Source organism: Fictibacillus barbaricus, assembly GCF_031457135.1.
Classification (GTDB): Bacteria; Bacillota; Bacilli; order Bacillales; family Fictibacillaceae; genus Fictibacillus; species Fictibacillus barbaricus_A.
Map to the genome: position 1 here is coordinate 314,887 of NZ_JAVDWA010000003.1, position 13,530 is coordinate 328,416.

At 32.6% G+C, this 13,530-nt stretch carries 9 protein-coding genes; 1 reads left to right on the forward strand and 8 read right to left on the reverse strand.

Translation table 11 applies throughout. The annotated features are described in order from the left end of the window. Nucleotides 1–51 precede the first annotated feature (51 nt). From J2X07_RS10670 to J2X07_RS10690, 5 genes are read right to left on the reverse strand one after another with little or no spacing between them, the layout of a single operon-like run. Complete coding sequence (locus J2X07_RS10670; RefSeq protein WP_310258691.1) at nt 52–1,182, reverse strand: glycosyltransferase; 1,131 nt, start codon at nt 1,180–1,182, stop codon at nt 52–54. Between the two features lies 1 nt (nt 1,183). After that, nucleotides 1,184–2,431, reverse strand: coding sequence for a polysaccharide pyruvyl transferase family protein (locus tag J2X07_RS10675; RefSeq protein ID WP_310258692.1), 1,248 nt, complete (start codon nt 2,429–2,431; stop codon nt 1,184–1,186). A 1-nt stretch (nt 2,432) separates the two neighbouring features. Further along, nucleotides 2,433–3,887 carry a lipopolysaccharide biosynthesis protein gene (locus J2X07_RS10680; RefSeq protein ID WP_310258693.1) on the reverse strand — a complete coding sequence of 485 codons (1,455 nt, stop codon included), beginning with the start codon at nt 3,885–3,887 and terminating at the stop codon, nt 2,433–2,435. A 24-nt stretch (nt 3,888–3,911) separates the two neighbouring features. After that, nucleotides 3,912–5,156, reverse strand: a complete 1,245-nt coding sequence (locus J2X07_RS10685) for a glycosyltransferase family 4 protein (RefSeq protein ID WP_310258694.1) — start codon at nt 5,154–5,156, stop codon at nt 3,912–3,914. A 26-nt stretch (nt 5,157–5,182) separates the two neighbouring features. Next, the gene (locus J2X07_RS10690; protein ID WP_310258695.1) at nt 5,183–5,950 is read right to left on the reverse strand and encodes a glycosyltransferase family 2 protein; all 768 of its coding nucleotides are present in this window, start codon (nt 5,948–5,950) and stop codon (nt 5,183–5,185) included. Nucleotides 5,951–6,315: 365 nt separating this feature from the next. Between J2X07_RS10690 and J2X07_RS10695 the strand changes: the two genes are divergently transcribed. After that, nucleotides 6,316–7,296 carry a LytR family transcriptional regulator gene (locus J2X07_RS10695; RefSeq protein ID WP_396194008.1) on the forward strand — a complete coding sequence of 327 codons (981 nt, stop codon included), beginning with the start codon at nt 6,316–6,318 and terminating at the stop codon, nt 7,294–7,296. A gap of 130 nt (nt 7,297–7,426) precedes the next feature. On the opposite strand, the gene galU is transcribed toward J2X07_RS10695, so the two are convergent. The 3 genes from galU to J2X07_RS10710 all read right to left on the reverse strand — a co-directional run bounded on the left by galU (nt 7,427) and on the right by J2X07_RS10710 (nt 13,512). Further along, nucleotides 7,427–8,314 carry a UTP--glucose-1-phosphate uridylyltransferase GalU gene (gene galU, locus J2X07_RS10700; protein ID WP_310258697.1) on the reverse strand — a complete coding sequence of 296 codons (888 nt, stop codon included), beginning with the start codon at nt 8,312–8,314 and terminating at the stop codon, nt 7,427–7,429. Between the two features lie 198 nt (nt 8,315–8,512). Beyond that, nucleotides 8,513–9,925, reverse strand: coding sequence for a N,N-dimethylformamidase beta subunit family domain-containing protein (locus J2X07_RS10705; protein ID WP_310258698.1), 1,413 nt, complete (start codon nt 9,923–9,925; stop codon nt 8,513–8,515). 125 nt (nt 9,926–10,050) lie between these two features. Next, the gene (locus J2X07_RS10710) at nt 10,051–13,512 is read right to left on the reverse strand and encodes a S8 family peptidase (protein ID WP_310258699.1); all 3,462 of its coding nucleotides are present in this window, start codon (nt 13,510–13,512) and stop codon (nt 10,051–10,053) included. Nucleotides 13,513–13,530: the final 18 nt, after the last annotated feature.

The window sequence follows — 13,530 nt, forward strand, 5'->3', positions numbered from 1 at the left end:
ATAAAATTCTAAAATCGCCTATTTTCCATTACTACCCGACTAATTTTATTTTTAAATAAATGATTTATAAAAATTAGTCAATTTAATTGATTGGCTGTTCCAACTAAGTTCTTTTCGAACTGCTTCTTGCCCTCTCAATCCCATTTCCTTTGCTATAGTAGGATTGTTGGCTAAATATTTAATTGCATCTTTTATTTCATCTTTATTAAATGGATCGACTGCAATTCCGCAACCATATTTTTCAACAAAATCCTTCCATACTGGAAAGTTAGAACAAATGATAGGTAACCCTACATTCATATACTCAAAAAACTTTGTTAACTCTTTTTTAGCGTAATGTTCAGTTGGCGGAAATAAAGCTAAACCAGCTAACCATTTTCCTTCTTGATATTTTTCATTTATTTTTTCTCTTGGTATAAATGTATTTACACCATCAATTACGATATTTTCTCTTCTATGTTCTGATGCATCAAATATTTTTTGTGCAAGTTCGCTCGAGCATTTCCCTACAAAATTTACATGTATTTTGTCATCTATTAAAGGTAAGCTTCCGTGAATTAATGCCCCTCTATCTAAAGTTACATTTCCAGTATAAATTAAATGATATACCGAATTATTAGGAAGAGTATGTGATTCTTTTTGAAAATTATGGTTTTCAATAATAGGGTAATTTAAAATAAGTGCCCCATGAGGAAATTTTTCAGAATAATATTTTTCGGCCAAAACTATTTCAAAAGACTTTGTAAATCTTTTTTCAATAAAACGATAAATTTTAGACAGCATTTTAGCAACCGGTTTAGGTAAATATGTTTTTTGTTTAATACTAGTCTCATAATCTTCATGAATATCATAAACAACAGTATTCCCGTCATTTTTCAAAAGATTTCCTATAAGAATAAGTTCTGGATCATGAAAATGATAAATATCAGCATCTAATTTTTTCGCTTCTTTATAAGCTAGGTAACTAGATTTAAAAATTCTTGTAAATCTGTTTTTAACTTTTGGAATCGTTATAATATTAAAACCGTAATCATCTTGTTTTTTTAAATCCGGATGTTCTGAAACAATTAAGTTTACATCAAAACCAGCCTCATGCAGTGACTTGCATTGCTTGTGGAAAATTCTAGGATCAAACGGATGATGTACTGTTGTTAGATGAACAACTTTTCGTTTCTTCTCCAACTTAAACCACCTTGCTTTTCATCATTTCATTGTCGGTATGAAGCAATAGCTTTGCTGGTATTAAACTTTCAGCGTTTTGCTTAGGTAATTGTTTAACAATTTGATTTTTTATTTCTTGGTTATTTTCCATTGCGCTCTGAACTAGGTTAAATAGTTTTTCAGAATCCACATCTTCTATATCTACTAGATATTTAGTTAAGTTAAATTGCTGCATGAGACCGATTGTTTTGTCTTCATAACGAATAGCAATAATAGGTGTTTCAGAAATGATAGAAAAAATATTTGTGTGCATTCTCGTACCAATATTAAGATCTACTTTTTTGTATAATTGCATTAATTCAAAAGCTTTCAGATCTTCATTGATAAGATAAACATTTTTCTTGTTTTCAATCTTTTCATAAATTTTCTTTGCTGTCTTTCTATCATCTTGCTTATAACCATCAGTACCAGTACATGAAGAAACAAAATAGACTTCATACTCTTCTTCTAAAGTGTTTAGTTTATTTACTAGGCCAGAGATCGCATTCTCATAATTTTCTTGACTGCCATTCTCAAAATGAGTCCAATTTCGTACTGAAATGGTTATTTTCTTTTTATTGTTATTACTAATTAGTTTAGAAATATTTTTTTCTGAGGTTTTTCCAGCATCATCTTTTTCCCATAGTGAAAAGGCTGAATCAGCTACTAATTTAATTGGCGAACTGACATTAATATTTTTTAACACTTCTTGTGAAGGTATATCACGTATTGTTAATAAATCTAGTTTATTAAAGACATAACGAGCTAAAACACGATAAAATTTTCGATTGAATGGACCAACAGATGCAGAATAAATAATAACTCTTTTCCCTAATTTTTTTGCTGCATATAAGGCAATCAATCTTGCTAGGATTGCAGGGTGATAATTATCATTTAAAAATCCACCACCTGAACAAACAATTACATCTGACTCTAAATAATCTTTTATTACCGGAAATCTTTTTAAAAACCACTTTGCATTAGGAGTACAAAATAAACCAAATAAAAATAAAGGTACTTTCCACAATTCTTTTCTTCCAAAAACACTAATTAATGGTTGAATGCTTTTTATTCCAGTCATTCTTTCAGTAGTTTCAGGATATGCACAGCTAACTTTTATTTGGGCATCTCTATTTTGGGATTTAATCGCTTTAGCCATACCTAAAAGGATTGCTTCGTCTCCATGGTTTGCAGATGTATAGAATTCTGTTATTAAAACCTTTGTTGTCATATTAGTTCTCCAAAATTTTAAATTTTTTTTTCATAATATCTAGCTTTGAAATTATTGTTGTATACATAGGTCTATTAAATAATAAAACTCCTGCAGCATAAGAAAGAATACATACAAGAATTATAATTATTAATTCTATAAAACGATTATTGAAGCTAATATCAGCCAGTGAATAACAAATAATGATTGCGCTCATGAATATCGTTGAAAGAAGCGAATTCTTAAGCGAGTTTAAGTAATCAGATAAACTTAGATGTAAAATTTTCAAAACTTTAATCGTCATTACAATGTTAAAAGTAAAGGAATTTATCAATACGGCGTACGCTACTCCTTTAAGTCCTATTGTAGATCCGAGTAACAATAAGATTGTAAAACTAATAAGTGAGTAAAAATTAATTTTTAGTTCAATATCCGGACGGCCTATCCCTTTTAATATTGCCCCAACAACTGTTCCGATAGATGAGATTAATCCTGCTATCATTAAAATTTGTAAAATTGGAATTACGTCTACCCATTTTTCTTTATATAAAGCCAAAATAAATTCTGGAGCGACCAACGCCATTCCAATACAAAAAGGAAATGTAACAAACGAAATATTTTTTATTAAATTCAAATAAATTTTTCCAACTTTTTCGTAATCATTTTGATATTTCGCTACTTCTGGAAAAGCCACATTTGCTATGGACTGAGAAAAATAAAATCGAGCTACCGTACTCCACTGAAAGGCAATAGTATATAGTCCTAAACTGTAGCTGCCAAGCATTTTCCCAATTAATAGATAATCAATATTATTTCGAACGAAATTGACAACTCTAGTTCCAAGGACGTTAATACTAAATGGCAAAATCACTTTTATTAAACGAAAATCAGGTTTTCCAACAACATCTTTTATACCTACTAATAATAATAAGAAAAAAGATTGTATCGCAGCTCTAAAAAGCATACTAAGACCTACTGCTAAAATGGGATATCCTAAAAATGCTAATAATATTGATAATACTCCTGTGAGTATTTCTGCAGATAAATCAATCAAAGTTAGCTTTTTAAACTGTTTATTTCTCATTAGCAATCCACGTTGAGTGATACTTACAGAAGCAATGATAATTCCTGCAGATGAATAATATAAAAGATTCTCAATACTAGGCTGATGATAAAATCTAGCAATAGATGGTGCAGCAGCAATTACAAGGATTACGAGAATAATTGAAAAAATAATATTTAAAAAAAACGCAGTTGACAGTATTGATTTTGTTAAATCTTTTTTTTGAACGATTACGGAACTGAGTCCGGCCTCTTGAATGACATATAGGAAACCCACAACTACAAGAGCCATACCCACAATTCCAAAAACACCAGGCGTCAGTAGACTAGCTAAAAAGATGGAAGTTAATAATCCTGCAATTCTTACTCCAATTGTCCCACTTAAGGACCATAAGATATTAATAAAAAAATTCATATTTATTTCAGTCCTTATAAATATTTAGTGAACTAATTGTTTTTCCATTAAATCAGCTAATCTTTCGACATTACTTTCTAATAAAAACTCATCTTTTAAATGTCTTATCGCGTTTTCGGTTAATTTTTTTTTCAAACTTGAATCATTTATTAACATGCTCATCTGCTTATAAAGACTTTTTGCATCATTAGGTTTAGCTAGTAACCCTGTTTGATTATTAATAATGAGTTCAGGTATTCCTGAAATTTCAGTAGTGATTACGGGTACGTTATTAGCAATGGCTTCCATGAGAACAACGGGTATACCGTCCATATCACCGTTTTCTGACTTTTTACAAGGTAAAACAAAAAGGTCCGCACTAGAAAATTCCTTTTGGATTTCATTAGAAGATAATGCACCTAAAAAGGAAACATGATTTGATAAATCATTCGTTTCTGACCTTTTCATTAATTCTTCTTGTAATCCTCCATCACCCACAATTCGGCATTGAAAATCAAACCCTTTTTCTTTGAGCAATTTTAATGAATCAATTAAAACATCAAAGCCCTTTTTTTCTACCATGCGTCCGATAGTTAAAATAGTAGTAGGTTTCCGATCTTCTTTAATTAGTGTAGCAGTATTATCAGTTACAAGATCTTTTTCAATACCACATCGAATAACATGCAAGTTTTCTACACTTTTTGTTCCGTAATTTTTTTCTAATAAATCATAATTGTAATTAGATATGGTAACGGCAAATTTACTTTTTTCTAATTTCTCTTTTATTAATTGGGGTTTAACAAAAATATCAACTGCATGTGATGTAAAACTTAATGTGTTGTTGTTAAGTAAACTAATAAAATAAGCAATATTAGTTGGACTATGAGCAAATTGTGCATGAAGATGAATGTTTTTATCTAATTTAAGGTTTTGAACAACCCACCCTGCTCTTAATAAATCTAAAAACAGCTTTGAATTTCCTGACATCGCTCTGAACAATGCCTTTGAATATCGAATAGGTCGTGTAATACATACCCATGCATTTGTTTTAACTAATGAAAGTAATTTTATTCGATTCTTTGCAACATCAGGAATGTAATGCACGCTATCCATGAATGTTTCAGAACCTTTTTGTTTTATTTCATTGTCACTGCTTCTCATAGCACAAATTTTAATTTGAAATCCCATTGATTTAAGATGATTTATTTCTCTTAAAACAAAAGTTTGACTAGTTGAAGGAAAATAAGAAACAATATACATAATTGTTTTATTTTTCATATTTTTATTCATTATGTTTTACCAAACTCTTCTCTATTCTAATTTTTTTTGTAAGCATTCCATGCATAATTCATAAAACTCCAGGCAGCTCGAGTAATAGACAATTTTTCTATGTTTCTATATACCTTCCAATTCATTTTTGCAGCTTTCAGTTTATTACTGGAAATTGAACCATTTACTTTTCTATAATAAGCCAATTCTTCTTGCATTCCGTATGCCACGAAGCCCTTTTTAAGGATACTTAACCATAATACAAAATCTTGTCTTGTACGAATATTCGGCATGCTGACTTTCCCTATTTTTTCAACATCAATCATTACAGTCAAGCATCCAATAATGGTGTTTTTTAACAATCCATTATAATCAATCTTTTCAGGAACTTTAATTAGTTTTTCAGTATGAGTTCCATCTTCATTCATAATGCGATATTGAGAAAAGGAGAAAGCATAATCATTCTCCTGCATAAATCTAATTTGTTTATTTAATTTTTCAGGGTGCCATACGTCATCACTGTCCAAAAAAGCAATGTACTTACCCCTCGCTTCTTGTATTGCTGTATTTCTTGCTATGGCAGTACCGCTATTTTCATTTAATAAAGTTACCTTTATCCTATCATCTTTTTGCGCTAATTCTTTTAAATATTGTTGTGTTCCATCCGTTGAAAAATCATCTACAATGAGCCACTCCCATTTGCTGTAAGATTGGCTAATTATTGAATTTGCAGTGTATTCAATGAATTTTAAGCCATTAAATGTGGGGGTTATTATAGATATTAAGGGAGTTGAAGTAGTTTTATTTTGTTGCATTGCAAATACTCCTTATTATTGTATAAATTTAAAATCCCCCATATTTAAGTTTGAGGGCTTAGGAAAGATTTATGAAATTCATAGTTTTATATATTACAAAGGTTTTGTCTATAAATTCTTCCAAGCACTTCATTGCATTTTTATATAATCCTGCAAATGTCAACGTATCATAATATAAGGTTTTCTTCTAAAATTAAACATATTTTACAACCATACTTATATTAACACTAAGAATAGTAAATTCAAATAAAAGTTTGATGTTCTATTGTAAAATAACAAAAAAAATGATTTGAAATAAATTCCTATGAATAATATAATAGTATAGTTGTAAAAGTATGTAAATACATGCTACAAATTGTCATAAAATGCGAAAAAAGTTAATTATAAAAAAAGGACTGAGACAATTGGCAAACAGATCAGAAATAAAAAAAGGAAAGAGAAAAAAGAAAACTCTTAAAATACTAGGTTCAATAATAGGAATTTTGTTATTAGCGGGAGCGGGATATGCGTATTATGTATATTCTTCTGTAAAGGATACAGTTGGCAAGATGCATGATGACAGTGAGTGGAGTGGTTCAGATAAGAGGGATGATGAATTAAATCTATCAAACCAAGACCCAATTTCTATCCTGATTTTAGGAGTGGATGAACGCAAAGGAGATCGCGGCCGTTCTGATACTACTATCGTCGTTACGGTTAATCCTAAAACAAATTCTATGTATATGACTAGTATTCCCCGCGATACTAGAACTGAAATTATTGGAAAAGGAACGCAAGATAAAATTAATCATGCATATGCATTTGGCGGTACAAAAATGGCAATAGAAACAGTTGAAAACTTTCTTGACATCCCTATTGATTATTTTATGAAAGTTAACATGGAAAGTTTTAAAGGGATTGTTAATGCGTTAGGTGGAGTTACTGTGAATAATGAAAAATTTGGGTTTAGTTACGAAGGGCATAACTTTCCTAAAGGTTCATTAAATCTTTCTGGTGAAGAAGCATTAGCTTATTCCAGAATGAGAAAGCAAGATCCACGTGGAGATTTTGGACGTAATGAAAGACAAAGACAAGTTATCAATTCTATTATCGATGAAGGGGCTCAGTTATCATCTATTACAAAACTAGGAGAAATCTTAGGAGTAATGGGTGATAATATTACAACAAATATGTCCTTTGACGAAATGAAAGAGATTCAATCTAATTATAAAGGGGCAAGGAAAAATGTTCAGTCCCTTGAAATTAAAGGACGAGGCGGTAAGATTAACGGAATCTACTACTTTAATGTTAGTGATGAAGAGAAAAAACGTATTAGTTCACTTTTAAAAGAACAACTAGAACTATAATAGTAAAAAGGGAATCTCATAATGAGATTCCCTTTTTTTTTGTTAAGACTATTTCTCGATACTAGCTTATTTTAATGAATTGATTCTAACCAAAACACCCCAATATATGTTATTTGGCGTGTTTTGTATTTTAGTTCCTTACTAGACTTTTATTTTGTTCTAATAGTTTTTCTAATTCAGGCAACAGGTGTTTACTGATTTCACAATCTCTAAGTGCAAAATCAAGTGTTGTCATAATGAATCCCAGTTTTTCCCCGACGTCATACCTTGTTCCCTCGAAGTCATAAGCAAACACACGTTGGAACATATTTAGCTTTTGAATAGCATCTGTTAACTGAATCTCTCCGCCTGTTCCAATTTCTTGTTCTCCCAAGAACTGAAAAATCTCAGGAGTCAGTAAATATCTGCCCATAATCGCCAACTTTGAAGGAGCAGTGCCAAGTGCAGGTTTCTCGACAAAGTTATGTACACCATACAAACGGCCGTCTTTGTTCATTGGATCAATGATTCCATAACGGCTTGTCTGCTCATCAGTTACTTCTTGAACACCAATAATAGAAGAACCCGTTTTCTCATACTGATCAATTAATTGCTTTAAACATGGTTTTTCACCTTTTACAATATCATCACCTAAAAGTACAGCAAAAGGTTCGTCTCCAATAAACTTCCTGGCACACCAAACAGCATGACCTAGTCCTTTAGGTTCTTTTTGTCTTATATAATGAATATCTGCCATTTTAGAGGTATGCTGAACTTTTTCAAGCAATTCTGTTTTTCCTTTTTCAAAAAGGTTTTGTTCAAGCTCAAACGCATGATCAAAATGATCTTCTATTGCTCGTTTACCTTTTCCAGTAACGATAATTATGTCTTCAATCCCTGATTCAATAGCTTCTTCCACTATATATTGAATAGTAGGTTTATCAACGATTGGTAACATTTCCTTCGGCATAGCCTTAGTAGCAGGTAAAAATCTTGTACCCAATCCTGCAGCTGGAATAATTGCCTTTTTAACTCTCATTCTACTAAACTCCTCTATTTTGTTATTTCAGGAAAATTCATTAAAAACTCACCAAGTTATTCTAACACATTTTTTTACAATAAAGTACCTGTTTTTAAGCAACTTTCAAATAATTTACAAGTTAGAAACCAACATGAAAGTTGATTATTTTTTTATTAAAAAACCCCCTCTCAAAAATTTGGAGAGGGGGTTGATTTATCAATTTTTTAATAATCCATTTAATGCATTGATCGTTATTTGTTCAATTTGTTTATTTGGCTGCGCGAAAGTCTCATGACCAAATGAATCTAAAAACCAACTCCAATAGAATGTACCTGTTGCAAATACTTTGCCTCCGCCTGGCTTTTTATACCAAATTACATGAGAGACTGAATCAACTCCGTATAATCGAACAGGTGAGGTTGCAAGTATGTCTGCATTTTCTTTAGGGCCATCATAGCGATCAACCTCTCCACCTACCACACCAGGAATTTCATCTCCTTTTTTCAATCCTGTTCCTTTAAAAATCCAGTGTGTGGGATTAGAAATTACTAGTGGCTGTTGTTTTTGTTCGGGAATCCCTCGGTACATTAAACCGAGTACTTCTGATTCAGGACGACTTACTGGCGCATTTCGAAACTTTGTGCTCACTTCCTTCGGATGCGTTTTTAAGTATGGGTCTTCAGCTGCCCTGCTCTTATAACCAACCATTAATCGATCTTTTTCGTTAAGCCTTACTTGCCAATAAGCAACATTGGAGTTAAAAACAGCTAAATTCAGTTGGCTGTTCGTTCCCTCTTGAATGCTATCCCTCATTGTTTTTGTCCAATACTCGTCATGGCCGGGTATAAGTAATAATTTTATTTTAAGCTTAGATAATAGACCATTATCTATATCTGTATCTGTAAAATACGTCATGCTGTATCCTTTTTTCTCCATCCAGCGAATCATATTGTATTCGTAAGCTAAAAACTCTCCAGAACCTCTCCCATTATTATAAGGACGATCGAATGATACGGTTAAGGCTGCTTCTTTATTTGTACTATTATATCCATAGAGACTCTTTCCGCCCCAGTTATTGTAGGCTTGATACGTATTTGTAGAAATCAGCATCCCTATCTGCGCCTTAGGACTTTTTTCTTTTACTACGAAAGTAATGTAGCTTTCCTTTTGATTGGAATTAATTAATTTAGCTAAATAAACACCGGATTTCCATGATTTATTTATTTTAACTGATATAGTAGGTTTCCAATTTGCCTTCATCGTTTTTCCATCTTGAGAGGACCCTTGTAAATTAGGAGACAGGTTATTTATTGTAGTTACCAGTTTTGCTCCCTTTTCTCTATAATATCCCATGCGGTAAATTTCAATTTTATAAGAGTCCTCACTGTTAATATATAAATCTAACTTCTTACCTGGGAAAACAGAAGTTTGCGAAGCATACCCTTGAAGTCCTGGCCCAGCTGGTTTTGTTATCTCCCACTGAAACGGTCTCTCTGGAATTTCGTCTTTAAAATCTTTCTCACCACTAAGCACAGTAAAATTATTTACAAGCGTGCCTACAGATGAATGTTCTTGAACTGTAAAACTTCCTGTAAGAAAAGTTAATAAAGCAATCCATTTTAGTAACATGTTATATTCCTCCTATTTCATATAATAATAGGGAAAGTGTTCCAGGTATACTTTAATTTACAAAAATACAAATTATTGACACAAAAAAAAGACGACTCAATCTTATCTGAGTCGTCTTTTTACTATCAATAATATACGTTTAAAGAATAAGGGTTGAGACTCGCGTTTCTGTTTGTATCCTTAACCTCAATATAGTATGTTCCCTTTTTCAGGTTAGCTCGTAATATTTCCGAATCTCCCAATCGATAATAATCAGCTTTTTGTATCAGCTGACCATCTTTATAAATTGACACTACACCATCAATATCGTTTTTGAAACCAAACGTAACTTGAACAATTCTGTCTTGGTCAACATTCAGTGTATACCAATCAGAATCTCCGTTTGGAACACCTGCATTCAAATATCCTTGTGCGTTATACTTTTTGGAGCTTTCTTTTTTAAAGGCTAGCGGCTTTGACGGTTTGTTTTCCTTAATAACCGATCCAGCATCTTCATCTTTTGTATTTACAGGAGCAATCGTCGCAGAATATGGAAGTAAGGTTGAATTAATTCCTTCTGTAAATCCAATAATAGCGACCACATACCCTTTTCCTTTTTTAGCAAGGAATGATCCACTCGTGTTACCGGATTCCCATCCTCGTTCAACAAACCTCATCGTATCGAACTCATTATCATCTAGTTTGCGGTTATTATTCGTGTCTTCAAAAATAACGGCTGCACTGTAGAAGTTTTCTAATAATTCAGCGGGATATTTTTTTAATAAATCTTTTGTTACACTTGATCGGTCAATATTTACACCGAATAATGTATCAAGTTTATTTGGTTTTAAATAAAATACGTCTTGATCATTCGGCATAGCAAAATTACCTGTAAAGTGTGCCGCTGGAAGATTTTTAATGTTTTCTAAGCTATCATTATTTTCATATTTATCTTCAGGGTTGTTTACCTTTAAACTTGAGGTAAACGAATAGCTGTTATACAACATGCTATTTTCGCTATATTGATCATTCATTACTCTGATATAATACGATTTTCCTTTTCTTAATCCTACGTTTAATTCGTTTTCGAGGTTTACACCGTACCAATCCCAAGTAAAATTCCCGCTAATTTGATTAAAGTATTCAAACGATTCACCGTTATATACCTCTTTAACATATTCATATACTTCTACCATTGGCTTATTATTGAAATTAAAACCATAAATCCCAGTCGTACCAGGTTTTACTACATACCAATCTTCATCTTCATAGTTTTGTAAATAGGCAGTTTTAGATTTCCCTATTTCATATTTCAATGCGGACTCTTTAATTAGTTCAAAGTCTACTTCGCCTTCATCATCTTCTCCATCCTCTGCCTTGCCTAGTTTATGAAGAAGATGTCTGGAATCTTGTTTTAATTTAACATAATTTTCTTTATTAACTGCCCCATCATCATATTCATCGTCAGTCATATCCTCATTTAAAGGATAGTTATCTTCATCTGGGGGAAGGACTTTTCCTTCTGCAGACAATACATATGACAAATTAGAAGAATAGTACTTATTTGGAAAATATACCATATCTTCATTCATATAGAAGTCGTATTCCCAATCATAATAGTTTCTCATATTTGAAACTGAAATGGCATATTCCATATCTGGCTCAGCTTCAAACACTAATGTTTCTCCTTCTCCATATCCTAGAGAATCAGAATAAAACATGGGTTCGGCCGTTTCATCCTCTGGTTCTGAAGACGTCAATTGATCAGCAAGAAAAACATTCAGGTTTGAATCAATACCAGGTACTCCCGTTACCTTTAAACGTATAAGCTGCTTGGTTTTTACAGAAAATTTAAAGTAATCCTCATCTCCTTCACTCCCTGTTAAAGTTAATGCTTTACTTTTTGAAGAATAAGGAAGCGAATTGATGACGACCGGATGAGCCAAGTCGACATTATCTTCTAGCAGCTTACTATCTTTTTGAATATTTAATGTAAAGTGTGACAAGTCTATTCCAGAATCATCAAAGCTTCCGTTTACATCTTTTATGCCAATTGCCAATGTCCCCGAATAAGGAACCTTATATAGCTTGCCTTCTGTTTTTCCTTCTCTTACTTGATTAACATCAATATATTTGTTACCCTCTTTAGAGTATAAGTTCAATTTATACTTATAATCATATGCAGCAGCTCCGGTTAGAGATGTTTGAATATATTCCCCTTTTTTCACTTCAAATTTAATCCAATGAATTTCATTGGCTTTTGTAATTTTCCCACTATACGTATACTTTCCAGTTAAATTAATTGGCTTTGCTTTTGCTAATATTTCTGTCTGAGTTACTGGATTTTTTACGGAAGCTGGAATTTTCTTAACATCATAATTCAAAGCTCCAACTGGATTTATTAACCCATTTGCATATCTGACATCAAAACCTCTAGAGCCAAGATCCTTTGCCGTATGCTCAAGCACATATTCTACTTGTGCAGGTGTTAAATTTGGATGCTTTGCTAAAAGAAGTGACGCAACACCAGATACTACTGGTGTAGCCATTGATGTACCGCTTAAATAATCAAAGCTGGATTTACGCTCTAATTCATAAATCGGAGCATAAATATTTTCACCCGGTGCAACTAAATCAACAGAAGGCCCATAGGATGAATAGCTAGAGAGCTTATTTTCACTGTTTGTCGAACCGACTGAAATTACCCCTTCATATGCAGCAGGATAACTTATAGAATCATTACCTTCATTCCCAACAGCAGCCACAATCGTCACCTTGGCGTTGATTGCTTTTTTCACTGCATCTTCAATTAGTGGTGAAGGCATTGAACCGCCAAGACTCATATTTATAACTTTAGCTCCATGATTTACCGCATAAATAATAGCATCTGCAATAGCAAAGTCATATGCACCACCGTCACGGTCAAACACATCGATATTTAATAGCTTTGCATTAGGATTTACCCCATAACCTCCGATACCATTGTTCTTTTTTGCAGCTATAATACCCGAAACATGTGTACCATGAAAATCTGGAGTAGGCTGATTTGTAGGATTTACTGTATTGTAGCCTGGCAAAAGCTGACCCTGAAGTTCAGGGTGGTCTCTGTCTGCCCCTTGGTCGATAACAGCTACTTTAACAGAAGCATTGCCTGCAAGCTGCTGCGCTTTTTCCAATTGTAATAGAGACAAGTGATATTGTTTTGATGCTTTAGGATCGTTTGTCGATTGTGTTGTATACAAAACACTTGGGCTTACTATTTCCACTTTTCCTAATTTTTTATAGGCTTTTAAAACCTGATCCATAGTGCCTTTTTTCTTTATTTTCACTACCGTATAATTTAATGAAGATACACTTCTAATAGGTGTCGCTCCTGCACTACTATGCTCACTTAACGTAATTGGACGATTATATTTGATGATAAGCGTATCTTTGCTGAAAGAGGGCTGGTCTTTTTTCTTCGCATCAAGCTTAGTATTAAAATATTGACTCAATAACCTATTTTCATTTTTCACACTGCTTATAGCTGATGCCTTTAATGGTATACCTGTTGCTACTAAACTAGTACTTAAGCCTAGCACAGCAAGTTGTTTCTTCCACTTATTCATCTTTTTCCCCCTACCATA